23 protein-coding genes and 1 tRNA gene are annotated in these 24923 nt (G+C 61.6%); 15 read left to right on the plus strand and 9 right to left on the minus strand.

Features of this window, described 5'->3' with window-relative positions; all coding sequences use genetic code 11:
• Positions 1-7: 7 nt before the first annotated feature.
• The 4 genes from tgt to HH303_RS03685 all read right to left on the minus strand — a co-directional run bounded on the left by tgt (position 8) and on the right by HH303_RS03685 (position 3432).
• On the minus strand, positions 8-1186 hold the full coding sequence (gene tgt / locus HH303_RS03675) for a tRNA guanosine(34) transglycosylase Tgt (RefSeq protein WP_227421493.1): 1179 nt from the start codon (positions 1184-1186) through the stop codon (positions 8-10).
• On the minus strand, positions 1183-2241 hold the full coding sequence (gene queA / locus HH303_RS19980; RefSeq protein WP_227421494.1) for a tRNA preQ1(34) S-adenosylmethionine ribosyltransferase-isomerase QueA: 1059 nt from the start codon (positions 2239-2241) through the stop codon (positions 1183-1185). The genes tgt and queA overlap by 4 nt, the downstream gene beginning before the upstream one ends.
• 12 nt (positions 2242-2253) lie before the next feature.
• Entirely contained in the window at positions 2254-2835 is a 582-nt protein-coding gene (locus tag HH303_RS03680) for a queuosine precursor transporter (RefSeq protein WP_169623833.1), read from the minus strand.
• 144 nt (positions 2836-2979) lie between these two features.
• Positions 2980-3432: a GatB/YqeY domain-containing protein gene (locus tag HH303_RS03685; RefSeq protein WP_169623834.1), complete on the minus strand. Its 453-nt coding sequence runs from the start codon at positions 3430-3432 to the stop codon at positions 2980-2982.
• Between the two features lie 297 nt (positions 3433-3729).
• On the opposite strand from HH303_RS03685, the gene carA reads away from it, so the two are divergent.
• Positions 3730-4938, plus strand: a complete 1209-nt coding sequence (gene carA, locus HH303_RS03690) for a glutamine-hydrolyzing carbamoyl-phosphate synthase small subunit (RefSeq protein ID WP_169623835.1) — start codon at positions 3730-3732, stop codon at positions 4936-4938.
• 13 nt (positions 4939-4951) lie between these two features.
• On the opposite strand, the gene ltaE is transcribed toward carA, so the two are convergent.
• The 3 genes from ltaE to HH303_RS03705 are packed head-to-tail and all read right to left on the minus strand — an operon-like array spanning position 4952 to position 7829.
• The gene (ltaE, locus tag HH303_RS03695) at positions 4952-6007 is read right to left on the minus strand and encodes a low-specificity L-threonine aldolase (protein WP_169623836.1); all 1056 of its coding nucleotides are present in this window, start codon (positions 6005-6007) and stop codon (positions 4952-4954) included.
• Entirely contained in the window at positions 6007-7188 is a 1182-nt protein-coding gene (locus HH303_RS03700) for an alpha/beta fold hydrolase (protein WP_169623837.1), read from the minus strand. Before HH303_RS03700 ends, ltaE begins: the two co-directional genes overlap by 1 nt.
• Positions 7189-7217: 29 nt before the next feature.
• Positions 7218-7829, minus strand: coding sequence for a TlpA disulfide reductase family protein (locus HH303_RS03705; protein ID WP_169623838.1), 612 nt, complete (start codon positions 7827-7829; stop codon positions 7218-7220).
• A 55-nt stretch (positions 7830-7884) separates the two neighbouring features.
• Between HH303_RS03705 and argH the strand changes: the two genes are divergently transcribed.
• The 5 genes from argH to HH303_RS03730 all read left to right on the plus strand — a co-directional run bounded on the left by argH (position 7885) and on the right by HH303_RS03730 (position 13995).
• The gene (gene argH / locus HH303_RS03710; protein ID WP_227421496.1) at positions 7885-9267 is read left to right on the plus strand and encodes an argininosuccinate lyase; all 1383 of its coding nucleotides are present in this window, start codon (positions 7885-7887) and stop codon (positions 9265-9267) included.
• Positions 9268-9294: 27 nt separating this feature from the next.
• Positions 9295-9438 (plus strand): hypothetical protein, encoded by a 144-nt coding sequence (locus tag HH303_RS03715; protein WP_169623839.1) that lies wholly within the window; start codon positions 9295-9297, stop codon positions 9436-9438.
• A gap of 15 nt (positions 9439-9453) precedes the next feature.
• The gene (lysA, locus tag HH303_RS03720; RefSeq protein ID WP_169623840.1) at positions 9454-10764 is read left to right on the plus strand and encodes a diaminopimelate decarboxylase; all 1311 of its coding nucleotides are present in this window, start codon (positions 9454-9456) and stop codon (positions 10762-10764) included.
• Entirely contained in the window at positions 10761-13448 is a 2688-nt protein-coding gene (locus HH303_RS03725; RefSeq protein WP_169623841.1) for a TIGR02302 family protein, read from the plus strand. The genes lysA and HH303_RS03725 overlap by 4 nt, the downstream gene beginning before the upstream one ends.
• A 106-nt stretch (positions 13449-13554) precedes the next feature.
• Positions 13555-13995: a VOC family protein gene (locus HH303_RS03730; RefSeq protein WP_169624167.1), complete on the plus strand. Its 441-nt coding sequence runs from the start codon at positions 13555-13557 to the stop codon at positions 13993-13995.
• A gap of 61 nt (positions 13996-14056) precedes the next feature.
• Here the strand turns inward: HH303_RS03730 and HH303_RS03735 are convergent, their stop codons facing one another.
• Positions 14057-14248 (minus strand): hypothetical protein, encoded by a 192-nt coding sequence (locus tag HH303_RS03735; RefSeq protein WP_169623842.1) that lies wholly within the window; start codon positions 14246-14248, stop codon positions 14057-14059.
• A gap of 289 nt (positions 14249-14537) precedes the next feature.
• On the opposite strand from HH303_RS03735, the gene HH303_RS03740 reads away from it, so the two are divergent.
• Positions 14538-17471, plus strand: coding sequence for an HD domain-containing phosphohydrolase (locus tag HH303_RS03740; RefSeq protein ID WP_169623843.1), 2934 nt, complete (start codon positions 14538-14540; stop codon positions 17469-17471).
• A gap of 37 nt (positions 17472-17508) precedes the next feature.
• Here HH303_RS03740 and HH303_RS03745 read toward each other — a convergent pair whose 3' ends face one another.
• Complete coding sequence (locus tag HH303_RS03745; protein ID WP_169623844.1) at positions 17509-18192, minus strand: GntR family transcriptional regulator; 684 nt, start codon at positions 18190-18192, stop codon at positions 17509-17511.
• Positions 18193-18282: 90 nt separating this feature from the next.
• Here HH303_RS03745 and HH303_RS03750 point away from each other — a divergent pair, with 90 nt between their 5' ends.
• From HH303_RS03750 to HH303_RS03785, 8 genes are all read left to right on the plus strand, one after another.
• On the plus strand, positions 18283-19641 hold the full coding sequence (locus HH303_RS03750) for a hypothetical protein (protein ID WP_169623845.1): 1359 nt from the start codon (positions 18283-18285) through the stop codon (positions 19639-19641).
• Between the two features lie 16 nt (positions 19642-19657).
• Positions 19658-20212 (plus strand): hypothetical protein, encoded by a 555-nt coding sequence (locus HH303_RS03755; RefSeq protein ID WP_169623846.1) that lies wholly within the window; start codon positions 19658-19660, stop codon positions 20210-20212.
• A gap of 200 nt (positions 20213-20412) precedes the next feature.
• Complete coding sequence (locus HH303_RS03760) at positions 20413-21057, plus strand: DUF6134 family protein (RefSeq protein ID WP_169623847.1); 645 nt, start codon at positions 20413-20415, stop codon at positions 21055-21057.
• A gap of 73 nt (positions 21058-21130) precedes the next feature.
• Positions 21131-21718: a thermostable hemolysin gene (locus HH303_RS03765; protein WP_169623848.1), complete on the plus strand. Its 588-nt coding sequence runs from the start codon at positions 21131-21133 to the stop codon at positions 21716-21718.
• Positions 21711-23213: an AMP-binding protein gene (locus HH303_RS03770; protein ID WP_169623849.1), complete on the plus strand. Its 1503-nt coding sequence runs from the start codon at positions 21711-21713 to the stop codon at positions 23211-23213. Before HH303_RS03765 ends, HH303_RS03770 begins: the two co-directional genes overlap by 8 nt.
• Positions 23210-23905 carry a TenA family transcriptional regulator gene (locus HH303_RS03775; protein WP_169623850.1) on the plus strand — a complete coding sequence of 232 codons (696 nt, stop codon included), beginning with the start codon at positions 23210-23212 and terminating at the stop codon, positions 23903-23905. The genes HH303_RS03770 and HH303_RS03775 overlap by 4 nt, the downstream gene beginning before the upstream one ends.
• Positions 23895-24692 carry an SDR family NAD(P)-dependent oxidoreductase gene (locus HH303_RS03780; protein WP_169623851.1) on the plus strand — a complete coding sequence of 266 codons (798 nt, stop codon included), beginning with the start codon at positions 23895-23897 and terminating at the stop codon, positions 24690-24692. Before HH303_RS03775 ends, HH303_RS03780 begins: the two co-directional genes overlap by 11 nt.
• A 107-nt stretch (positions 24693-24799) precedes the next feature.
• Positions 24800-24876, plus strand: a tRNA-Arg gene (locus HH303_RS03785).
• Positions 24877-24923 lie beyond the last annotated feature (47 nt).

The raw sequence follows: 24923 nt of genomic DNA on the forward strand, positions 1-24923 counted from the left end.
GCCCGGACTATAGCGCGGGAATATCCCCGCCCGCCCGTTCTTCGTGAAAGGCGGCTTCAAAATCGTCGAAACGACCGTCCTCGATCGCGTCGCGAATCCCCGCCATCAATTGCTGGTAATAGGCGACATTGTGCCAGGACAGCAGCATCGGCCCCAGCATTTCCTGCGCCTTGAACAGGTGATGCAGATAGGCGCGGCTGTAATCGCGGCAGGCCGGGCATGGGCATTCCTCGTCCAGCGGTCTTGAGTCGGCGGCGTGGCGGGCATTCTTCAGATTCACCGTACCCCGCCGTGTGAAGGCCTGGGCATTCCGGCCCGACCGCGTCGGCAGCACACAATCGAACATGTCGATCCCGCGTTTCACCGCGCCGACGATATCGTCCGGCTTACCGACGCCCATCAGATAGCGCGGCTTTTCCTTCGGCATGGCCGGGGTGGTGAAATCCAGGGTGGAGAACATCAGTTCCTGCCCCTCGCCAACCGCCAGGCCGCCGACCGCATAGCCTTCGAACCCGATATCGGTCAGTGCCTGGATAGACCGATGCCGCAAGTCCTCATAGACGCTGCCTTGCACGATGCCGAACAGGCCGTAGCCCTTGCGGTTCGTGAAAGCGTCGCGCGACCGCGCCGCCCAGCGCATGGACATTTCCATCGACTTTTCCGCCGTCGGATGGTCCGCCGGGAAGGGCGTGCATTCATCGAAGGCCATGGTGATATCGGAATCCAGCATGCGCTGGATATCCATCGAACTTTCCGGCGTCAGCGTGTGATAGCTGCCGTCGACATGGCTGCGGAAACGCACACCGTCTTCCGTGATCTTGCGCAAGGCCGCCAGGGACATGACCTGATACCCGCCGGAATCGGTCAGGATCGGCCCCGGCCAGTTCATGAACCGATGCAAGCCGCCCAGTTCCGCGACCCGTTCCGCGCCGGGGCGCAGCATCAGGTGATAGGTATTGCCAAGGACGATTTCCGCCCCGGTCTGCGCGACCGATCCGGGCAGCATCGCCTTCACCGTACCTGCCGTCCCGACGGGCATGAAGGCCGGGGTTTCCACCGTGCCATGTGCCGTCGTCACGCGGCCCCGACGGGCCTGCCGGTCGTTGGCTATCAGTTTGAAGGAAAAATCCGCGCCGCTCGGCTCAAAATCCGAAAACACGGCACGTTGAATATCAGGGGGTGTCATTCCGAACTCTCCGCGCGGTCCAGCAGACTGCTGTCGCCATAGGAATAGAAGCGATAGCCGGTATCGATGGCATGGGAATAGGCCGCCTTCATCCGGTGCAGCCCGGCAAAGGCGCTGACCAGCATGAACAGGGTCGACTTCGGCAAATGGAAATTGGTCATCAGGCGATCGACGGCGTTGAAGCGATAGCCGGGGGTGATGAAGATATCCGTCTCTCCCTCGAACCCTTGCAGGCTGCCGGTCTGGGCTGCCGCGCTTTCCAGCGTCCGCATCGCGGTCGTGCCGACGGCGACGACCCGCCCGCCGGACGCGCGATGGGCATTCAGCCGCCGTGCCGTTTCCGCGTCCAGATGCGCCCATTCACTGTGCATCACGTGATCGTCGGTATCCTCCGCCTTCACCGGCAGGAAGGTTCCGGCCCCGACATGCAGGGTCAGTCGTTCGAAGCGGATACCCCGGTCCATCAGCGTCTGCGTCAGACCGTCCGTGAAATGCAGGCTGGCGGTCGGCGCAGCGACGGCGCCTTCCTTATCCGCGAAGACGGTCTGATAGGAATCGCGGTCGGCCGCGTCCTGATCGCGATCCGGCACGCGGGATCGCTTGATATAGGGCGGCAGCGGCATCGTGCCGACCCGCCACAGGGCTTCCCGAAGGGCCGGACCTGCCGTGTTGAACCACAGGGCGACCTGACCGTCCGGGCGTTTTTCCAGAACCAGCGCTTCCAGACCGCCGTCAAAGGCGATGCGGTCGCCGACCTTCAGCTTCTTGCCGGGCCGTGCGAAGGCATCCCAGCCGTCCGCCGCCGTCTGCTTGATCAGCGTCGTTTCGATGCCCGCTTCCCCGCGCATCCCGTAGAGGCGGGTCGGCAGGACTTTCGTATCGTTGACGACCAGAATATCCCGATCGTCCAGAATATCCGGCAGGTCCGACACGCGCCGGTCTTCGAAATCGCCGGATGCGGGCACCCGCAGCAACCGGGCGGAATCCTTCGGATCCGCCGGGGCCTGGGCGATCGCCGTGTCCGGCAGATCGAAATCGAACAGATCGACGCGCATCGTGAACCGGATTCAGGCCGCAGCCGCCCCATTCTGCGGAGTGCTGGGAATCAACGCCATCAGCGCCCGGAAGACCGGCAGCAACAGGCCCGCCAGGATCAGCTTGATGACGAAATCGCCGAAGGCCCAGCTCTGCCACGGCAGGCCGGTTCCGGCGAAGGCGATGGAAAAGAACAGCACGGTGTCCAGCGCGGACCCGGCCAGCGACGACAGGAAGGGCGCCTTCCACCATGTCTGACGGCGAAGTTTGTCGAAGACGAAGACGTCCAGCAGTTGGGCGACCAGGAAGGCCGTGCCCGACGCGGCGGCAATGCGCATATCCGCCAGGATCAGCGACAGGATAACCCCCAGGACGAACCCGAAAATGACGACCTTGCGAGCCGCGGCCGCGCCGAAAACGCGGTTCGTCGTGTCGGTCACCAGGAAGGCAACGGGATAGGACAGGGCGCCATAGGTCACCCAATCGGCGACGTTGAACGACCCGATCATGGCCTGAACCGGATATTCGACTAGGATGTTGGACGCCAGGATAACGATACCCATGGCAAACGCGGCCGGCACCAACCGGCCGAGAGAGAAGGTCCCCTCGGACATAGCGATACGCTCCTTTTCGTGCCGGGCGGTTCGAGGTCTTATTGCCCTGTCGGGCCGCCCCAGCGGGATAAGAGTCCCGCCCCCGGCATCCGCTTTACGCGCGCGCCGCTCTTACAGAACTATGGGTTTCAGGTCAAGAAAGGCTTAGGAAAGCGACGCCTTGACGATGGGCGAGGCCTTGCCGAAATCCATGCAGCCCGCATGGCGCGTCCGCAATTCGCCCATCACGCCGCCCATATCCTTGAGACCGGAGGCGCCGAGTTCGGCAATCACCGCCTCGACCGCCGCCTTGATTTCGTCGTCGCTCATCTGCTTGGGCAGGAAGCGTTGGATGATATCGATTTCCTGTTGCTCGCCTTCGGCTAGTTCCAGACGACCGCCCTTTTCGTACATCGAAATAGAATCCTTGCGCTGCTTCACCATGCTTTGCAGCATCTGCAGGATTTCGTCGTCGGTAATGCCGTCATTATTGCCCTTGGCCCGCGCCGCAATATCGCGGTCCTTCAGCGCCGCCAGGATCAGCCGCAGGGTCGACACCCCGCGCTCGTCCTTCGCACGCATGGCTTCCTTGAGCGCCCGGTTCAAGTCGTCGCGCATCGGAATTCTCCCATCGGAATTTCGTCAAAATCTCGCATTCCCCGCCCCTCATTTGCGGGAAGGCGAGACATTAACCGATAGTTTCGCGGGCGGCAACTCTGTCAAACTTTACTAACTTATTGAAAACAAACGATTTTAAAATTTTCGGATGGGTTGACCTTTTCGAAGGCTTCGCGTATCCATCCCCGGGTCTCCGGCGGGTTCCTGCGATTATCGCGGACGAGAGGCCCGACCGGCACGACGTACCCCTGAATTACGCTCACAGCCGGTTCCCACTGACTGACAGGAAGCCGAGCCATGCCGACAGCACAGACCCAAAACGGGGCCGCCCTCAAAGACACCCTCCCCGAATTCCCCGTTCAGCCGGAAGGCGCGACCGCCGCGCTGGTGCTGGCCGACGGCACGGTGATCTGGGGCCGCGGCGCCGGGGCGGAAATCACGCGCGTGGGCGAGGTCTGCTTCAACACCTCCATCACCGGATATCAGGAAATCCTGACCGACCCGTCCTATGCCGGACAGATGATCGCCTTCACCTTCCCGCATATCGGCAATGTCGGCGCCAACCTGGAAGACATCGAAACGACCAACCCGGCGGCCTGCGGCGCGATCCTGCGCGCGGACATCACCGAACCGTCGAACTTCCGCGCGGTCAGCCATCTGGACGGCTGGCTCAAGGCGCATGACCTGCCCGCCTTGACCGGCGTCGACACCCGTAAGCTGACCCGGCGCATCCGCGACCTGGGCGCGCCGAATGCGGTTTTGAGCCACAATGCGTCCGGCACGTTCGACCTGCCCTCCCTTTGGCAGCAGGCCCGCGACTGGCCCGGTCTGGAAGGCATGGACTTGGCGAAGCAGGTCTCCTGCACGCAGGCTTACGATTGGGACGAAACGGCCTGGACGCTGGCCGGCGGCTACGGCCATCTGACCGATGCGAAGTTCCACGTCGTCGCCGTCGATTTCGGGATCAAACGCAACATCCTGCGCTGCCTCGCCACGCTGGGCTGCAAGGTCACCGTTCTGCCCGCGACGGCAACAGCGGAAGAGGTTCTGTCGCACAAGCCGGACGGGGTTTTCCTGTCCAACGGCCCGGGCGACCCGGCGGCAACGGGAGAATACGCCGTACCGATGATCCAGGGCGTTCTGGAAAGCGGCATCCCGACCTTCGGCATCTGCCTGGGTCACCAAATGCTGGCCCTGGCCGTCGGCGCGAAAACAAAGAAAATGCATCTGGGCCATCGCGGCGCGAACCACCCGATCAAGGACCTGACGACCGGCAAGGTGGAAATCACCAGCCAGAACCATGGCTTCGTGGTCGACAAGGACAGCCTGCCCGGCGGCGTGGAAGCGACCCATTTCTCGCTGTTCGACGGAACGCTGGCCGGGATCCGCCTGACGGGCAAACCGGTCTTTTCGGTGCAGTATCACCCGGAAGCGTCGCCCGGCCCGCAGGACAGCCACTATCTGTTCAAGCGCTTCGTCGACCTAATCGTGGACAGCAAGGCGTAAGGGCCGGTAAGGCCTAAAGCGCGGCTTTAAATCCGTCGATCACGCGGTCAATCCCGGCATCGTCGATATCGCGGTGCACGACAAGGCGCATGAAGTTTCCGTCCAGGCCGGTGAGGATTCCCTTGTCGCGCAATCGGGTCAGGATCGCCGCCGGGTCTGGGGCCGTGATCGTCACCAGCGCCATATTCGTTTGGTTCGGGGCCTGATCGACGGACAGCCCGTCCAACTCCGCCAGTTCGGTGCGCAGACGGGCCGCCCGGAAATGGTCGTCCGGGATGCGCGGAACATGATGTTCCAATGCGTAAAGCCCCGCCGCCGCCAGGATACCGACCTGTCGCATGCCGCCGCCGAGCATTTTGCGGTATCGCCGCGCCTTGGCGATGAAATCCTCCGCCCCGACCAGAACCGTCCCCGCCGGGGTGCCCAGCCCTTTCGACAGACAGGCGGACACGCTGTCCACCGACCGCGCCAGGGTCTTCACATCGATGCCTAACGCGGCGGCGGCATTGAATCCACGCGCGGCGTCCAGATGTACAATCAGTCCCATGTCTCGCCCAGCAGCGGCGGCTGCTTCCTGGCGTGCAAGGGGCACGGCCTTGCCCGTCACCGTGTTTTCCAGCGACAGCATCCGGGTGATCGGATAGTGGGGGTCGTCCGGCTTCACCGCCGCCCGGATATCCTCCGGCTCGACACCGTTATCCGCACCGACATCCAACGGGTCCAGGGCGATGCCCCCCAGGACGGAGGCACCATGCGCCTCGGCGGAAAAGACGTGATAGGACCGGCCGACGAGAACCTCCTCCCCCCGCCCGCAATGGGCCAGAAGGGCGCACAGGTTGCTTTGCGTGCCCGTCGGCAGGAACAGGCCCTTCGCCTTGCCGAACAAATCCGCGACCTTCTCTTCCAATGCAATGACGGTCGGGTCATCACCGAAAACGTCGTCCCCGACTTCCGCCGCCGCCATGGCGGCCAGCATGCCCGGTGACGGCCGTGTTACCGTGTCGCTGCGCAGATCGATCGTGGTTTCCGCATTATGACCCAATCCAACCTTCGACGTGCCCGCATACATCACTGCTGTTCCTTTTCGATAGCGTCGCTGACGGACGATCCGGTCGGTGCGCCGCCGTTTAGAAAATCCATAACCCGCGCGACACCCCAATCGGAAATGGTGTGGCGCGCATGGGTCTCGTCAATGGAGACACCGAAACCACCACCGATGCCGAGGCTTTGGACCGCGTCCTGAACGGCGCCTTCATACTGCCGCCCCTTCAAATTGCGAAAGCAGCAGCGGTCGAAGCGGTTGAATAGATGCATCTGCGCGCGCCCCTCGCCGCTCGCCCCCAGAATATAGAGGTCGAGAAGGCTCGCCCTGTCTTTCAGCGGGGCATAGTCGGCGACACCGATGGGCGCGTCCTGCCCTTCGCGCAGGTAATAGGGAAGGGTCCCCGCGACGGCGACCGACCGCCGGATGCGCGGTTCGACGGATGCCGCGAGAACGACGGTACCGGACCCGGCGGAGAAGCCGACGGCATCGATTGTCGAAACCCCCTTGGATTCCAGAAAATCCACGGCGGCCCGGACAGGTTCGACATGCAAGGACAGGGGCGAATGCAGTTTTGCCATGCCATACTGAAGGTTGGCCTCGCATGTCAGATCGTATTCCGGAATTTCGCAAGGGGCCTCGCGGCTGTTCTCGCCATATCCGAATTGATCCATCGCGACGACCAGATATCCGGCTTTAACCATCGCTTCGATCATCGGCCGCATATCCACAAAGCTTCCCGCGAAGCCGTCATGAAAGATCACGGCGTGATCCGGATTCGGTGTTTCAGGTTCCAGGATATAAAGAAACGAAAGAACGCCGGGCCGTTGCGCGACATAGTATTGGCGAGCTTCTTTCACGAAGTTGAAATTGCGAGCCGTCTCCAACGTCTTACTGTTCCCGTAGGCGTAAAAGGCGTGCTGAGCGGTTCTGTCCCCGTCGTTTTCGTAAATGACGGCGGAAACCTCGCGACGCAGCGCTTTCACGTCCGCTGGTGACGATACGGAAATGAACGACCGGGCATCTTGGGCAGCGAGTTCCGGTCGGACCTCTTCGAAGACATAGCGATCGAAAGTCTTGTAGCGTTTGTAGATCAGGTTGGCGGTATCATTCACGCGAACCGTGACAACCAATGCCCCGATGGCAACGAGGAAAACGGCTGCGGTGCCGAGAATAAGCTTCCATTTCAGGCTTAGTCTATTGGCCACGGCCATGTTCCTTGTCGGGAATTACTGAGTTACGCTTCGGTTTCGGTAGATGTCGGCAGGATATGCCGGATCAGCGCTTCGGCGTCTGGGCCGTCCCATTCCGCACCGCCTTCCATGCCGCCGATCAACCCGCCCTTCGCATCGATCAGATAGGTCGTCGGCAGGCCTTTCAAACCAAATTCCCGCCCCAGCGTCAGTTTCGGATCGTAGAAGAGTTCGATATTCGACACCCCCAACCGGTCGCGCAGGAAGGGTTCCGCCTTTTCCTTGCCCTCGCGGTCCTGGCTGATCGCCAGAAGGCGGAATCGTTCGCCGCGCAGTGATGCCGCAAGCCGGGAGAGACTGGGCATTTCCTTTATGCAGGGCGCGCACCATGTCGCCCAGAAATTGACCAACAGAACGTCGCCCATGAAATCGGCGAATTGATGGCGCTGTCCGTCCCCGTCGAAAAAGCCTTCGGACGGCACGGGCGCTGGCTTTTTCAGCAGAACGAAGCCTTGCATCTCCCCGGTTGTCGGCGGATAGTCCGCCGCCTGACCCTTGGGCCACAGCATCGCGCCCGTCGCGGCGGCCAAGGCCGCACCGCCGACGCCCAATGCAACGGCACGGCGGGTCGGGAAGGTCGTTTTGGGGCGTGGCATGGTCATGGGCCTCCGGAACGGTGGTGTAATGTCAATTTAGTCAGGGCGAGAGGTAATGTCCAAGAACGACATGTGGGGCGGCCGGTTCACAGGCGGACCGGCGGAAATCATGGAGAAAATCAACGCATCCATCGGTTTCGACAAGGCCCTTTATAAACAGGATATCCAGGGCTCTCTCGCCCATTCGGACATGCTGGCCGCCCAGGGGGTAATCGCCGCGGAAGACCGCGATGCGATCCATCGCGGTCTGAAGGAAATCCAGGAAGAGATCGAAGCGGGCAAGTTCGATTTCAAGACCGAACTGGAAGACATTCACATGAATGTCGAGGCGCGCCTGCGCGAAAAGATCGGCGATCCGGGCGCCCGCCTGCATACCGGCCGCAGCCGGAACGATCAGGTCATCACCGATGTGCGCCTGTGGCTGCGCGACGCGCTGGACGGTATCGACGACCTGATGCGGGACCTGCAACGCGCCCTGCTGGACAAGGCGGAGCAATATGCCGACACGCTGATGCCCGGCTATACCCATCTGCAAAGCGCCCAGCCCGTGACCTTCGGCCATCACCTGATGGCCTATGTCGAAATGGTGGCCCGCGACCGCGGACGCCTTGCCGATTGCCGAAAGCGGTTGAACGAATGCCCGTTGGGCGCGGCGGCCCTGGCCGGAACATCCTTCCCCATCGACCGTCACATGACCGCGAAATCCCTGGGCTTCGACGGTCCGACGCGCAATTCCATGGACAGCGTCGGCAGCCGCGATTTCATCCTGGAATTCCTGGCCGCCGGATCGATCCATGCGGTGCATCTGAGCCGCCTTGCCGAAGAAATCGTCATGTGGATGTCCGACCGCTTCGGCTTCGTGACGCTCAGCGACGCCTTCACGACCGGCTCATCGATCATGCCGCAGAAGAAAAACCCGGATGCGGCGGAACTGGTCCGTGCCAAGCCGGGTCGCCTGCTGGGCGCGTTCATCAGCGTGTCGACGATGATGAAGGGTCTGCCCATGACCTTCTGCAAGGACATGCAGGAAGACAAGGAGCCGCTGTTCGACGCGGTGGAATCCCTGACCCTTGCCGTCGCCGCAACGGCGGGGATGGTTGACGACATGACGGCGCGGCCGGACCGCATGATGGACGGTTTGAAGCAAGGCTTCCCGACCGCGACCGATCTGGCAGACTGGCTGGTCCGCGTTCTGGGTCTGCCCTTCCGCGATGCGCATCACGTCACCGGTGCGCTGGTCGCCAAGGCGGAATCCAAAGGCGTCGACTTGGCCGATCTGTCGATTGGGGAAATGCAGGCTGTGGAAAAGCGCATCACCGACGATATATACTCCGTACTGACGCCCGCCGCGTCGGTCGCGAGTCGGATGAGCTTCGGCGGCACCGCCCCGGCCCGCGTGCGGGAAGCCGTGGCCGCGGCCCGCAAGGATTACCTTTAAGCGGTCTGATAGAGTGAGGATACCGGTATGACGTTTCGGCAGGTTTTGATGGGATTGATGTTGACCCTTGCGGTCGCCGCGCCGCTGTCCGGCTGCGGGAAGAAATCCCCGCCGAAACCGCCGTCAGGCGATGAAGCCCCGTATCCCGGCACCTATCCAGCACCGTCCTAAACAAGGCATAAGGCCATGAATCACTTCGACTATATCGACGGCGTCCTGCACGCCGAATCCGTCCCCCTGCCGCGCATCGCGGACGAGGTCGGAACCCCTGTCTATGTCTATTCCGCCGCCACCCTGCGTCGGCACTATACAGTATTCGTCGATGCCTTCCGCAAGGCCGGGGTCGAACCGAACGTCTGCTTCGCGGTCAAGGCGAACAGCAATCTCGCCGTGATCGCCTTGCTCGGGTCCCTGGGCGCAGGTGCGGATGTGGTGTCCGAAGGCGAGTTGCGCCGCGCCCTCGCCGCCGGCATTCCGCCGGAACGCATCGTTTTTTCCGGTGTCGGCAAGACAGAGGGCGAACTTCGCTTCGCCCTGGAAACCGGCATCCACGAAATCAACGTGGAGTCGGAAAGCGAAATCCGCCTTCTGTCGAAGGTTGCCGATGAATTGGGCCGCGATGCCGAAATCGCCATTCGCGTGAACCCGGATGTCGATGCGAAGACGCATGAGAAAATCTCGACGGGCCGCAAGGAAAACAAGTTCGGCATCGATATCGACAAGGCCGAGGACATTTACGCTCTGGCCGCATCCCTGCCGCGCATCACGCCGGTTTCCGTCGCCCTGCATATCGGTAGCCAGTTGACCGATTTGGAGCCCTACCGCCTCGCCTTCCGCCGGATGGCCGATTTGGTGGAACGTCTGCGGGCGAACGGACATCCGATCCGTCGCGTCGATCTGGGCGGCGGTTTGGGCATCCCCTACGATGCCGAAACGCCCCCGCTACCCGATGCCTATGCGCAGATGGCGGTTGAGGAAGTGAAGCATCTGAATTGCGAAGTCATGCTCGAACCGGGCCGAATGATCGTCGGCAATGCCGGGATTCTGCTGTCCCGTGCACTGGTCGTGAAACAAGGCGATGCGAAGCGGTTCCTGATCCTGGATTCGGCCATGAACGACCTGATCCGCCCGGCACTGTATAACGGCCACCATGGGCTGCGCCCGGTCGTGGAGCCCGCCGCCGACGCGCCTTATGCGCCGGTCGATGTGGTCGGGCCGATCTGCGAATCCGGCGATACCTTCGCCAAGGATCGCAGCCTGCCGCCGATCGAGGAAGGCGACCTTGTCGCGTTTTCCAGCGCCGGCGCCTATGGCGCGGTCATGGCATCGACCTATAATTCCAGATTGCTGGTGCCGGAAGTTCTGGTCGACGGGGATCACTACGCCGTGATTCGGGCGCGTCAGACCTATGAAGAGATGCTGGGATTGGATAGCATACCGTCCTGGATCGGCACCGAGCACGGAACCGACGCGGAAAGGATTGAGGCGACCGGATGACGGAACGGCCCCCGGAAACGGGGAAAGACAGACCGGCACCCCAGACAATCAACGCAGGGCGGCGCGTCCAGCGCGCGGCCCCTGCGGCGGGACTGCCTCGATCCATCGGTCTGTCGCTTGCCATTTTGTATTGGGAGGAAGCGGAACGACGCTTCTGGCCCGTCCTCGCCTTCGCACTTTTCTGCATCGCCATCGCCGCCACAGGGTTCCTGCCGGATCTGAATCCGTGGATTCACACCGGCATTCTATTGATCGCGGGGATTGCCTTTTCGGGTTTGGTCTTCCGGGGTTTCCGACACTTCACACCGCCGACAGCGGCCCAGGCCAGACGCCGCCTTGAACGGGTCAACGGCCTGGAACACCGTCCACTGGAAACCTTGTCGGACAACCCCAGTTCCGGCGACCCGATTCAAGTCGCGTTGTGGCGGGAACATCGCCGCCGTCTGGCCGCACGGCTGGCCGCCCTGGATATCGGAACACCCGCGCCGCAGCTTGCCCGGCGCGATCCTTTCGCCCTGCGCATGGCCGCAGGGTTTCTGGCCGTGATTGCCCTGGCGGCCGCCGGAAACAATACCGGTCCGCGATTGGTGGAAGCGCTGACGCCGCAATTCGGCACCGCCCAGACCGCGATGGCCGCATCGGTCGATGCGTGGCTGGCCCCGCCGGACTATACCGGCCTGCCCCCGCAATTCATCGCCCGTAGCGAAGCATCCGAGGACACCACGACGACGGAAACAATGTCAGCAGATACAACGGATGCCGCGCCGATCGGGCCGCAGGATTATGCCACGCCGACCGGATCGCGGCTGGTCGCGCAAGTGTCCGGCATCGGCGACGCCGTGGTCGATCTGGTCACACCGTCGGGCCGGTTCATGCTGGCGCCCTTCGCCAATGACGCGGTCGCCATCGACCATGCCCTGGATACCAGCGGGCCTGTTTCGATCCAGGCGGATGGCGAAACCCTGGCGTCCTGGTCGATCCTGGTCACGCCGGACAATCCGCCGGAAGTCAGCTTGCCCGAACCGCCCGTGCCCAGCCTGCAACGCGCGTTGACCGTGATCCATACGGTATCGGACGATTACGGCATCGCCTCTCTGTCACTGAAAATCGAACGCGCCGATCGTCCGGCCGGCAGCGCCAAGGCTTCCCCTTACGATCAAGACGACGCGGTTCTATCGACGCCGCTGCCGGTTCCGGACCCATCCAAATACGGCAAGGTTCGGCGCGTCTATCGCGACTATACGGCCCATCCATGGGCGGGGGGCGAGGTGCGTCTAACCCTGGTGGCCAAAGATGCTCTTGGGCAGGAAGGTCGATCCGAACCTGTGGTCATCACCCTGCCGGGACGGTTCTTCGCCCATCCGGTCGCCCAGGCGATCATCGACCAACGCCGCGAACTGGCCTGGGATCCGGCCCGGAATTTCGTGTCCGTTGCCGAAATCCTGGAAGAGATCGCCTGGCATCACGCGGATTACGACAACGATGTCACCGTGTTCCTGGCGCTGCGGGAGGCGGTCAACCGCCTGATCCCGAAACGCCATCGCGGCCGGGAATTCGCGCCGCCGACGCGCGAGACCGTCGATACGGTGGTGGACCTGTTGTGGAAGACGGCGCTGCATCTGGAAGACGGCGGCGTTTCCCTGGCGCTCGCCCGACTGCGCGCCGCGGAACAGGCCCTGATGGAAGCCATGGCGCGCGGCGCGGAGATGGAAGAACTGGAGCGCCTGATGGACGAGCTTCAGACCGCCATGCAGGACTATATCGACGCCATGACGGACCAGTTGCAGGACCGTATGGCCGACGGCGAGCAAATTCCCGAACTGAATCCCGACGCCAATATCATGACCGGCCAGGACCTGAACGACATGATGGAGCAACTGCGGGAGATGATGCGCAACGGCATGACCGAAAGCGCGGCCCAGATGCTGGAGCAGTTGCGCCGGATGATGGAAAACATGCAGGCGGGCGTCCAGCGCCAGATGTCGCCGCAGGGCAAGGAAGCCCGCGATATGATGGACCGCATGCGCGATATCATGGAAGGCCAGCGGGAACTGATGGACCGCACCCATAAGCGGTCCCAGGCCGGGCGCGACGGTCAGGGAGACCCGAACCGGAACGGCGACGGTCAACCCGGCGACAAAGGCCAGCAGGGCCAGATGCAGCAGGGCCAGAACGGTAAGGCGGGTAATGGCGAAAGCGACGCCGATTCCGTGCTGCAAAACGCGCTACGGCGGCAGTTGGGCGAAATCATGCGCCGTTACGGCGAGATGATGGGCGATATCCCGGAACCCTTCGGACGGGCCGACGAGGGTATGGCGGAATCCGGCGAGCGCTTGAAAGGCGGCGATCCGGGCCACGCACTCGACGCACAGGGTAAAGCCATGGATGCATTGCAGGATGCTGCACAAGCCGCCCAGCAAGCCTTCATGGAACGGTTCGAAAACCAACTTGGCCTGGGCCAGACGACGCCAGGACAAAGCGACCAGCGCAGCGTCGACCCGTTTGGGCGGCAGGCCAGCGAGAACCGGCAGGGCCCGATCCAGGGCGACGTCACCGTCCCGGACAAGGGCGGGCTGGAGCGCGCCCGCGAAATCCGCGACGAACTGCGTCGCCGCGCCGGCGATCGGGACCGCCCGAGCGAAGAACTGGACTATATCGACCGGTTGCTCGACCAGTTCCGATAAATCGCCCCCATATATCGCTCTTGCCAGCGCCGGACCCTGGGCCTAACTCTGACGCCGGGTGCATTTCCCGCAACCGAAATGGAAAAGGAGACGCCGGACAATGGCAATGCAGTATCTTCACACCATGGTCCGCGTGGCCGATCTGGATGCCAGCCTGGATTTCTACTGTAACAAGCTGGGCCTGGAAGAGGTCCGCCGCTACGACAGTGAGAAAGGCCGCTTCACCCTGGTCTTCCTGGCGGCCCCCGCGGACAAGGAGCGGGCAGAGGCCGACAAGGCGCCGGTGGTCGAACTGACCTATAACTGGGACCCGGAGGAGTATACCGGCGGCCGGAACTTCGGCCATCTGGCCTATCGCGTCGATAATATCTATGAGACCTGTCAGAAGCTGATGGATGCGGGGGTGACCATCAACCGCCCGCCGCGCGACGGCTACATGGCCTTCATCCGGTCCCCGGACAATATTTCAATCGAGCTCCTTCAAGGCGGCGACCCGCTGGAGCCGGCGGAACCCTGGGCATCGATGGAAAATACAGGGTCCTGGTAACACCGACGCTACGCGTTCAAGTAAGGTCCGGCACGTCCCACGTGTCGGGCCTTCTCTATGTCTATTCGCCGTTTCGCTGATAAGGCGTACCAGCGCCATGGCGGCCGGTTCCCGGAACGACATCGATCTTCCCGCATAGCACCATGTTGAACACGTTCGAGAGGGAAACCGGAATCAACTCGAAAACACTGCCCGTTTCGGCAGCGAACCAGCCGAAAACGTCGACATCCGCCCCTTGGCCGTCGTGATACATAATCCCGCATCCATAATGCCGACACGGAGCGGTCAGGATTCGCAACCGTATAAGTCCGACGCAGAGGACGGACCTGTCGATACGATCGCGAAGCGGCCGCCAGAATCGTAAGGGCAATCCTCATCAATGAAAGGGCCGATCCCGGGTTCATCTGGAAAACAGAGCCTTCCGGTTGCGTACAGTCATGCCAACTAAGAATCCATCTCTACTTCCTGTCCCGGGAAGTTCGGTGCTATTATAGCGAGAATTGGGGTGGGGGTTCCTAATTGTTTCATAATCGAATGATGTCATGCCGTCGAAAAAACGCCGCCTTCTTGTTTCTGTCCATTTTCTCCTGGTTTCCGCCAGCCTTGGCGTATTGCTCGTCATTGGCGGTTTGGCCGCCACAATCGGCGCACGGGGCGTAAACGATGCCCTTCGCGCGGCATCCGAAGAACAATTCGCAACCCTTGGTCTGATGATGCAGGAAAAGGCGCGACGCCTGATCGACCCGGTGCAGTCGCAATTGGGAATCCTGATTTACGATCCGCTGACCGAAGCGCGCGACATCATTACGCGCCTGTCCAGATTGCCGATCCTGCACGCCGTTCTGCGCGACAACACGACGATCCGATCCGTCTATATCGGTTATCCCAACGGCGAGTTCATGCTGGTTCGCAAAATCGACCAGGACGCGCTGAGGGAACGGTTTCGCGCGCCGAACGGAACATCCTTCCTGGTGCAATCCCTGACGCTCAATGTCGACGGGGATTTCATCGGCGCATTCCGGTATTACGACTTCGATCTGACGCTTTTGGATTCTCGCCTTGCCCCCGACTACCACTTCGATCCGAGAACACGGACATGGTATGCGGCCAGCAGTAAAACCACCCGACCGGTGACCAGCGAACCCTATGCTTTCTTCACCACCGGCGATGTCGGTATCACGATTTCCCAGCGTGCCGCCAATGCGGGCGCGATTCTGGGCCTGGATGCGACGGTCGCGTCGCTAGCCAAAGAAATCGGGGATATGCGGATCACCGACAACACAAAAGTCGCCGTCGTCCAGCAGAACGGCACCCTGATCGCCTATTCCGATTTCGATAAAACACTCGGTTACACCGCGGACGGGCGGATTCGCCGCAATAACCTGTCATCGATCAATGTGCCGATCTTAAGGGACATTGAAACCGAACACGGTCTGGAGACCGAAGTATCCAGCGAAGTGATGAACAGCGACGGGGAAGACTGGATCTTTGCGATCCGAACCCTTGATGTCGATGCGTCGGAAACTGTTCGCATCGTTTTCGCCGTGCCGACCGACGAGTTGTTTGCGGCAACGCGCTCAATCATCCGAAGTCAGGTCGGTATCATCGTGATCGTCCTGCTGATCTTCCTGCCGGTCGGCCTCTACATCATCCGTCAGATCGCCCGTCCGTTAAGCCAACTGTCCGAGGACGTGAAAGAACTGGCTTCCTTCGAATTCGGCAATCCGGTCTTCGTCAAGACACGGATCAAGGAAGCCGTAGAGCTTGCCGGAACCGTGGACAGCCTGCGCGTCACGATCCGCCGGTTTCTGGACATCAATCGCGCCATCGCGGCGGAAGAAGATTTCGACACGCTATTGGTCAAGCTTCTGGACGAAATCATCGCTACCACCAAGACAGAGGCGGGCATCCTGTACCTTGTCTCAGATCGGGAGGATGCGTTGCGCCCCTATGCGTCGCGGCTGAGCACGGGGCGGAATATCGACTATAAGATTCCGTCTGTACCGCTTACCGAAAAGAACTGCCTTCTTGTCCGATCCGCCCATGACGAGCATGCGGAAGGCGCCCCGGCCAATGATCTCGAATTGGAACGAATGGGGCTTGCCGGTATTCAGGAAACCATGCAGGAAACGCCACATAACCTGCTTGCGGCCCCACTGTTCAACCGTGCGAAGGAACTTGTCGGCGTTATTCTGCTGATGGAATCGGAAACCGTGGATCCGGCGCTGATCAAATTCACGGAGGCCCTGTCGGGGTCTGCCGCCGTCACGGTTGAGGCACGCCGCCTGATCGCGGCGCAAAAGGAATTGTTCGAAAGCTTCATTCAGTTGATCGCAGGCGCCATCGACGCGAAAAGCCCCTATACCGGCGGTCACTGCGCGCGTGTCCCCGAACTGACGAAGATGCTGGCCCAGGCGGCGGAAAAAGCGACCGATGGTCCGATGAGGGATTTCCACCTGACGCGCGACGATTGGGAGGCGATCCACGTCGCGTCCTGGCTGCATGATTGCGGCAAGGTCACGACACCGGAATTCGTGGTCGACAAGGCGACGAAGCTGGAAACGATCTATGATCGTATTCACGAAATCCGCATGCGTGTCGAAGTCATGAAGCGCGAAGCGGAAATCCGCAGATTGAGGAATGCGCTGGCCATAGCGGGCGTAGCCATCGATGAGGCGGCCTTGGCCCAGGAACTGGCAACAATGGATGCGGACTTCGCCTTTCTTGCGGAAACCAATGTCGGGGGCGAGTTCATGAGCGATGAGCATCTCGCTCGCATCGAGGAACTGGCACGGAAAACCTGGACGCGCACACTGGACGACCGTATCGGCATTTCGCATGAGGAACGCGAACGGAAGGACCGGACCCCAGCCTCCATCTTGCCGGTTCAGGAACCACTCCTAGCCGACCGGGACGAACACAAATTCGACCGCCCGGAATCGGAACGCATCGACGACGACAATATCTGGGGCTTCAGGATGGAGGTCCCCGACCTGCTGTACGATCGCGGCGAAATCCACAATCTGACCGTCCGGCGCGGGACGTTGACCGATGAAGACCGATACAAGATCAACGAACATATCGTCCAGACGATCAAGATGCTGGACAAGCTGCCCTTCCCCAAACATCTGCGCAACGTGCCGGAGCTGGCGGGCGGTCATCATGAGAAAATGGACGGTACAGGCTATCCCAAGCGCCTTGCGAAACAGGACATGTCCCCTGTCGCCCGGATGATGGCGATCGCCGATATTTTCGAGGCCCTGACCGCCGTGGACCGCCCATACAAGAAGGGCAAAACACTGTCCGAGGCGCTGAAGATCATGACCTTCATGGTCAAGGATCAGCATGTCGACGCCGACCTGTTCGACATTTTCCTGACATCCGGCATCTACCTGGACTACGCGAAAAAATACATGCAGCCGCAGCAGATCGACGACGTCGATCCGCAACAATTCCGCCCCGTCACGCCCGTCTGATTTCTTCTGAAGCGGCGGTTCTCGCTGCAGAACCGTGTCAGCTTTCGGAACCCGGAATTTCCCGCAGATAGTCGACCAGCGCGTCGCGGGCCTCACCGATGTGGCGGGCGGTGACATCCGCCGCGGCATCGGCGTCGCGGGCGCGGCAGGCCGACAGCAATTCATAATGCTCCCGGTCCGATTTCTCGCGGTAGGTCGGACCGGCCTTCACCATGCACAGGTAACGGTCGGCGGCGTTGCCGAGCATGAGAATATGGGCCAGCAAGCGCGGGCGACCGCATGCCTCATACAACGTCATGTGCAAGCGCATGTTCAAATCGCCGAAACCGCCTAAAGGGGCGCTTTCTATCTGCTTTTGAATTGCTTCCGCCGCGTCGATGCGCGCGTTGGTCAGTTCGGGAATAGCACGCCGGATCGCCAGGGTTTCCGCCGCCACCCGCATATCGAAGATATCCAGAAAATCGTCGGCGCTAACAGCGGCGACGCGCGCCCGTTTGTTTGATTCGACCGTTACGAAACCGAGACTTTCGAGGTGACGGATCGCCTCCCGTACCGGCATACGGCTGACCCCGAAGCGACTGGCCAAGTGTTCCTGACCGAGAGCTTCCCCCGGCGCAAGATCGCCGGAAATGATCTCCTCCCGAAGTCGCGAGACGATCTCCGCGACTTGCGGGCTCGGATGGTCGATCGGCTGATGATCGGCAAGCGGTCTCACAGGCATGGTCATAACCCTAATTTAACCGAAGGCCCATGTTGACAGAAACTCTATTTTGTATCCAAAATAATATTTATGGATACAATTTATCACGCTTTGACAAATGGCCTGCGCTGGATGGGCGCGGTTATCGCATTTCTTTTCCTGGTCCAGACGGCCCTGCCTCAAGAAAGTCGCGCGGAACTCCCGGCATTTAAGGAACGGTTTTGTTTCGCGGAACCTTATGACCGGCCCTGCGCCGTCTTCCCAATCGACCAAACGGATTTCAGCGAATTCTTCGAATACATGATTGTCGAAGCCAAGGCGCAGGAGCCGTTCGACTTTTTCTCGTGGCAGGCTTTCGTTGCCCTAAATTGGCCGTATGCGGCCCCCGACCGCCCCGCTCCGTCCCTATCGGACACGGGCCGATACGCATGGACTTACTATGCGCGCAGAGACGACGTCATATCAGCGGCCCGACCCGCAACGGACTGCCGTGACCGTTCCGACGGGCGCGGGGTCTATACCTGGGACCTCGCACAGGCGGACGGAAATGTCCTCATCGACATCGACGGCAATTTCGCCGTCTACGAAACCAGGATGAACGACGTCGCCGCGGACTATATCCGATCCAACGCGTTAAACACCCTTGCCGGTCAGGAGAAATTCGCCCCAAAGGCGGTTTCCTTCCCCCTGGGCGGCGATGGGCGCATGCCCAGCGTTCTGATGAAAACCGCCTGGCGCATACTGACCGGCAAGCCGTCCGACAGCCGATACCTGCAAGCCGACGGCATCGTTTCCGTCCCAACCGAAGCATCGGAATCGGGTGAGCCTCTTTGCCTCACCGTGCGGCTCGGGCTCGTCGGCATGCATATCGTCAGCCGGGTGAAGAGCGGTAACGGGGACGAGTGGATCTGGTCGACTTTCGAACACCGCGACAATGTCCCGATCGCCGAGAATGCACGGAACATCAACAGCATCTATGCCCGCGACCTGTTCCCCGGCGGCTGCAAAGCGCCCAAAGAGGCCCAGACGGAAACCGCGTCGCCGGAAGGTTACGCATTTTTCGATCCTGATTGCCCGACCTGCGCCACGAACGCGGCCAGCACGAAACGCTGGAGCTGGGCCGACACCGCGCCCTTTGCACGCCTTAACGGCAGCCCACCGGATCGCGCCAGTCAGATCGTACGGTGTTGGGACATCTTCCCCCGTACCGACGAAATCAATGCGCAGTGGCACGCCGCGCTCGCCGGGTCGGTTCTGACCAATTACCAGCTTGTTTCCACCCAATGGCGTGGCGCGAATGCCAGCGCGATGTTCGAACATGGCGAGGTTCCCCGCTATGTCAGCAACACGACGCTCGAAACCTATCTGCAATACGACAAGACCGGATCCTGCCTCGGCTGTCACGCGGGGGCCGCGACCGCCGCCGGTCAATCCGCCAATTTTACATTCCTGCTGCAAAATGCCGATTGAACAAAGGAGCCTTTCGATGCGCCTCGCCCTGTTACTTGCCCTTGCTGTCACGATACCCGCAACGACCGGCGCTGTTACGCCTGCATCAGCGGCGACCCATTGCACCGCGACATTCGACATCCGGGCAAACCACGACCATGGGACCGTCGCCACAGGCAGCATGCTGCGCGGTGCGATCGATTTTCGCAGTGCGGAAAGCGTTTGGTCGGAAAACAAGACCCTGTCCCACCTGTCCGAGGGAACCATGGCGATTACCGCCGAGGACGGTTCGTCGGTGGACGGGAAAATTTCCGTTGTCCACGTGGTCCGCACACCCGAAATCGCCGACTATGTCTCTTTTGATGCCGGTCACGTTCACGGCGATTTAGGCGGCATTACCGCGTATGAGGACCCGATGCTTGTCACGCTCTACGGCCCGCCCGCGACACTCGATTCCCCGGAACTCCCGTTATCGGAAGCGGATTGGAATAGCCTGAACAAACGGATGGTCTTTCAAGTCCACACGCCGGACACGATGCGCACCTTTTCCGGCGTTATAGAGGAGTGGCGCGGTTCCTGCCGAGCCGAATAACTCCAAAAAAGCAAACAGCAAATGCGGCGCGTCAGGTTGGCGTAAGTTTCTTCCTAGAGGATGGCGGTATGAAATGACCGCTGCCCCTCCCCGCGGTGGTCTTGCGACGTTCACAACGGCAAGGAACCGCCCGTATGAAAATTTCGACTTTCGCTCCGCCCCGGTCATCGAAGCACCTGACACGGTCGGTTTTACCGATAGTGGCAGCCTTGCTGATTGGCGGCCCGGTATCGGCCTTTACCGCAGATGCAGCGGATGTGGCCGGGGTTCCAGCCTCCAAGGAAATCGCCTTCACCGTCCTGCGCGATGGCAGTGAGATCGGCACCCATGTGTTGCGCTTCGCCGACCGGGGCGATGATCTGACCGTTCATATCGAAACCGATATCGCCGTGAAGATCCCGCTGGTGAACATCGCCGTCTATCGTTTTACCCATCGCGGCGACGAGGTCTGGCAGGGCGGCAAATTGTCCGAATTGGCCAGCGAAACCAACGACGACGGAACCGAGCACAAATTGACGGTCCGCCAGGACGGTGCCGATCTTCATGTCGAAAGCGATGTCGACACCCATGCCAGCAACGGCGACATCATTCCCGCCAGCCTGTGGAATCCGAAACTTGTCCAGCAATCCATTCTACTGAACACCTTGGACGGTACCGAAATGCCGATTTCGGTGGAAGACCTTGGACCGGAACAAATCGATGCCGCCGGTAGCGAGCAGACCGCCGAACACTATCGCCTGACAGGCGGCCTGTCGCGGGAGGTCTGGTATAACGACCGCAACGAACTGATCCGGGTCCGGTTCGCGGGCAAGGACAATTCCCAGATCGAATACATCCTGGAATAACCGACGTCCACCCCATGAACGCTGACGCCGATCGGCGCCGGACTGGTCTGACCATCCCAGGAAACGTCACGACATGCAGTTCAAAATCGTAACCCGCACCGACCCGGACCGCGCGATTGCCGAAGCCCTGATCCAGGACGTCTATCATCGCCGCTACGGTGCCGCAGTCCAGCAGTTTCCCGATCGATTGGCCGTCGCCATCGACTCAACGGGAACCGCCGTCTGTGCCGCAGGAATACGAACCGCGGCCAGCGGTTTCTTTTCGGAAACCTATCTGGACCTACCCGTCGAACAGGCAATCGCCCGGCTGGCCGTTGAACCGGTCGCGCGGGAAACGATACTGGAAGTCACGACTCTGGCGGCCCTGCGTCCCGGTGCGGCATTTCGGCTGATCGATTTCATCATCGCGGATGGTCGGGATGCGGGCATGCGATGGGGCCTATTTACAGCAACGCGCCCACTGAGACACAGCCTGTTGCGCGCAGGGGTCGGCCTGATCGAGGTGGCACGGGCGGAACGGAACCGTGCGCCGGATCCGGACATCTGGGGACGCTATTACGAGACGGATCCCTTTGTTTGCGCCGTATTCGGGGAGACCTGTTGCAGCCGCGCCGCCGCTCTTTCCTTCGATCGTAGAATGCAGGATATCCACCGTGCATAAGCTATTTACCCGATTCCAAGAATGCACCGAGTCGGCGCCCGATCATGTTGCCGTGCGTCGGCTTGAAGGGCTGTCGTTCACCTATGCCGAACTAGCCGCCGCCGTCGAATTCATCCGCAATCGAATACCGGACGCGGCAAAGGTGGTAGGACTCGCGGGGCTTCCCTCCGCGTCCTGGATCGCCGCGGATCTCGCCGCCACGCTGCGAGGTTGCCGGGTTGTCCCGATTCCCTTCTTCTTCAGTCCCGATCAGCAGACGCATATTCTATCCGACGCGTCGGTAGATATCGTCGTCGTTTGTGATTTTCCCGCACCGTCGATCGCTCTGCAACACCCACCGATCCTGCTGAACGACGAAGTCCTGCACGCGGCGGCCGCGACACACGCCAAGGAACCGGATCTTATTTATCCTGGCGGGGGGGAGCGGGTCATCTACACCTCCGGCACGACCGGCGCGCCGAAAGGCGTCCGGCATGGCGACCGACAGATCGACTTCTCGCTAGGCGCACTGGAATCCGCCGCCGCGGCATCGCCGGACGACAAGCATCTCAGCCTGTTACCGCCATCCCTGCTGCTGGAACAGATTGCGGGATACTTCCTGCCGCTCAGCCTGGGCGCGGAAATCGTCCTGGCATCCCAGGCCTGCCTTGCCGCACTCGGCGGCGATATCAGACCCACGGCGACGGCACTCAGCGAAACCCGACCGACGACGACCGTCCTCGTCCCTCAACAGGTGACCGGGCTGGTCCAATTTGCGAAGATGACCGGATGGCAGCCGCCGGACAGTCTGCGCCTGGTCGCGGTCGGCGGCGCGCCGATCGCCGGGGAAACCCTGACAATGGCGCGTCGGCTGGGTCTTCCCGTCCGTTTCGGCTACGGTCTGTCCGAATGCTGTTCCGTCGTATCGGTTCAACGAGGCGGTAGCGATCTTGCCCCGTCGACCGATACGATCCCGACGACCGATACGATCCGGACGACCGATACGATCCCGACGACCGGGCAGCCCCTTCCCGGCACCCGGGTCGAACTGGACGATGGCGAAATCGTCGTCCGCAGTCCCGGCGTGATGATCGGCTATCTGGGCAGCGCACCGTTGGAGGACGCGGTCTGGCGCACGGGCGATTTGGGACGTATCGGCGCCGACGGCAGCATCACCGTCTTGGGGCGCAAGGACCGGCGCATTACACTGTCCAATGGCCGGAATCTCTCTCCGGAATGGCTGGAAAGCCTGGCGCTATCCGTCGCTTGGGTTGGGTCCGCCCGCGCGGACGGCATCGGCAATGACGCTCCGCATCTGACTGTCGGCATTCGGCCCTGGGCATCCGAATCCGTGGCGGCCATGCCGCCGGAAACCGTTGCCGGTATTTTCACTGCCCTGTTCGCCCCCTTACCCGACTACGCACGGCCCGACCGGGTCACCGTCGCAAACGGGGATTCCCGGATAGAAATCGCCCTCAACCGACCCGCCCCGCATATGGAGACACTGGCCCAATGACAAATGTTCCATTCTATGACCGCCTTCTGCAACAAACCGAGGCCGAACGCCTATCCTTCCAGTCGATCCCGGTGATTCAGGCCGCGCTGGCCGGGCGGATCGACCGCGATCTCTACATCGCCTATCTGGGGGAGGCGTATCATCATGTCCGCCATACCTGCCCGCTGCTGGCGACGGCGCTCGGTCGCTGCCGCAAGGGCGACAAGCATTACCGGGAAGCCCTTCTGGAATATCTGGAAGAGGAACGCGGCCACGAAGACTGGATTCTGAACGACATCGCGGCTTTGGGCGGCGATGCAGAGGCTGTCGCCGCTGGTGACGGCAGCCCGGCGACCCGGATCATGGTCGGCTACGCATACTATATGATCGACCGGATCAGCCCCTATGCGCTGCTGGGTATGGTGCATGTTCTTGAGGGCATGTCGGTCGCCCTCGCCGACAAGGCCGCGGCCGGAATCGCCGCCGCCCTGACCGGACCGGACGGATCGCCCCCGACCGGCGGCTTCTCCTACCTGCTGTCCCATGGGTCCCTCGACCAGGATCATGTCCGTTTCTTCGAAAGCCTGGTCAACGCCTTACCCGACGCCAAGGCCGAAGCCGCCGTGGTGGAGGCGGCGAAGCTGATCTATCGGCTGTTCGGCGATATCTTCCGCGACCTGACCCCAAAAGAGGTTCTGAACGATGCGGCCTGATGCGCAAATCGCCCTGATCACCGGCGCGGGAAGCGGGATCGGCCGCGCCTTGGCGATCCAGGCCGCAACCCTTGGGATTGAAACCGTGCTGGTAGGACGGCGGGCCGCCGCGTTGACGGAAACGGCGTCGTTAATGCCGGAATCGGCCAAGGTCCATGTCCGCGCGGCAGACATCATCGAGCCCGAAGACCGCGCCGCGATTGTCGATTTCATCCGCGACCGCTTCGGACGGCTCGACTTCCTGGTCAACAATGCGGGCAGCGTCGCCGTCGGCCCGTTCGAATCCATGCCGGAAGCGGATTTCACCCGGTTGCTGACGGTCAATCTGATCGCGCCCGCCGCCCTGATCCGCCTTGCCCTGCCCTTGCTGCGGCAGGCTGGTGCCGGACGCATCGTCAATGTCGGATCGATGTTCGGCGACATCGCCTTCCCGCGCTTCGCGTCCTATTCCGCCACCAAGTTCGGGTTGCGCGGACTGTCCGACGGATTGCGCCGGGAACTCGCCGCCGACGGTATCGGCGTCACCTATGCCGCACCGCGCGCCACAAAAACGCCCGCCGCCGACAGTTTCGATTCACTGACCAAGCCGATGGGCATGGTCCTGGACGCGCCGGAGGACATCGCCCGCAAAATCTGGACAGCGGTTCTGGCGGGGAAGCCCCGCGTCTTCCCCGGACGCGGCGAACGGATCGCCACGATCCTGCAAGCGATGTTGCCCAGACTGCTCGACGGCCATATCGCCGGATTGGAAAAGAAGGTCCGAAAACTGGAAAATCAGGCTCGGTAACACTGGCCGACCGACGGCGCTGCTCCGGGAAAGACGGCGAAACGCCCCTTTCCCCAACGCCCTGCCCTATGATATAGCGGGCGCGGCCGTCCCAACCGGCGGCCCGTGTCCTCGTAGCTCAGCAGGATAGAGCACAGGATTCCTAATCCTGGGGCCGTGGGTTCGAATCCCGCCGGGGACACCAACTTTTTCTGCTGATTCGCTTGGGACCGATTCTATGGTCCCACCGGC

The organism is Pacificispira spongiicola (assembly GCF_012926505.1).
Taxonomy (GTDB): domain Bacteria; phylum Pseudomonadota; class Alphaproteobacteria; order UBA8366; family Aestuariispiraceae; genus Pacificispira; species Pacificispira spongiicola.

Coding starts and splice junctions, on each gene's coding strand:
- lysA (WP_169623840.1), top strand. CDS start 9,454: ATGAATCACTTCGACTATATCGACGGCGTCCTGCACGCCGAATCCGTC.
- tgt (WP_227421493.1), bottom strand. CDS start 1,186: ATGACACCCCCTGATATTCAACGTGCCGTGTTTTCGGATTTTGAGCCG.
- queA (WP_227421494.1), bottom strand. CDS start 2,241: ATGCGCGTCGATCTGTTCGATTTCGATCTGCCGGACACGGCGATCGCC.
- HH303_RS03725 (WP_169623841.1), top strand. CDS start 10,761: ATGACGGAACGGCCCCCGGAAACGGGGAAAGACAGACCGGCACCCCAG.
- HH303_RS03780 (WP_169623851.1), top strand. CDS start 23,895: ATGCGGCCTGATGCGCAAATCGCCCTGATCACCGGCGCGGGAAGCGGG.
- HH303_RS03730 (WP_169624167.1), top strand. CDS start 13,555: ATGCAGTATCTTCACACCATGGTCCGCGTGGCCGATCTGGATGCCAGC.
- HH303_RS03705 (WP_169623838.1), bottom strand. CDS start 7,829: ATGCCACGCCCCAAAACGACCTTCCCGACCCGCCGTGCCGTTGCATTG.
- carA (WP_169623835.1), top strand. CDS start 3,730: ATGCCGACAGCACAGACCCAAAACGGGGCCGCCCTCAAAGACACCCTC.
- HH303_RS03685 (WP_169623834.1), bottom strand. CDS start 3,432: ATGCGCGACGACTTGAACCGGGCGCTCAAGGAAGCCATGCGTGCGAAG.
- HH303_RS03680 (WP_169623833.1), bottom strand. CDS start 2,835: ATGTCCGAGGGGACCTTCTCTCTCGGCCGGTTGGTGCCGGCCGCGTTT.
- argH (WP_227421496.1), top strand. CDS start 7,885: ATGTCCAAGAACGACATGTGGGGCGGCCGGTTCACAGGCGGACCGGCG.
- HH303_RS03775 (WP_169623850.1), top strand. CDS start 23,210: ATGACAAATGTTCCATTCTATGACCGCCTTCTGCAACAAACCGAGGCC.
- HH303_RS03765 (WP_169623848.1), top strand. CDS start 21,131: ATGCAGTTCAAAATCGTAACCCGCACCGACCCGGACCGCGCGATTGCC.
- HH303_RS03740 (WP_169623843.1), top strand. CDS start 14,538: ATGCCGTCGAAAAAACGCCGCCTTCTTGTTTCTGTCCATTTTCTCCTG.
- HH303_RS03735 (WP_169623842.1), bottom strand. CDS start 14,248: ATGTATCACGACGGCCAAGGGGCGGATGTCGACGTTTTCGGCTGGTTC.
- HH303_RS03715 (WP_169623839.1), top strand. CDS start 9,295: ATGACGTTTCGGCAGGTTTTGATGGGATTGATGTTGACCCTTGCGGTC.
- HH303_RS03755 (WP_169623846.1), top strand. CDS start 19,658: ATGCGCCTCGCCCTGTTACTTGCCCTTGCTGTCACGATACCCGCAACG.
- ltaE (WP_169623836.1), bottom strand. CDS start 6,007: ATGTATGCGGGCACGTCGAAGGTTGGATTGGGTCATAATGCGGAAACC.
- HH303_RS03745 (WP_169623844.1), bottom strand. CDS start 18,192: ATGCCTGTGAGACCGCTTGCCGATCATCAGCCGATCGACCATCCGAGC.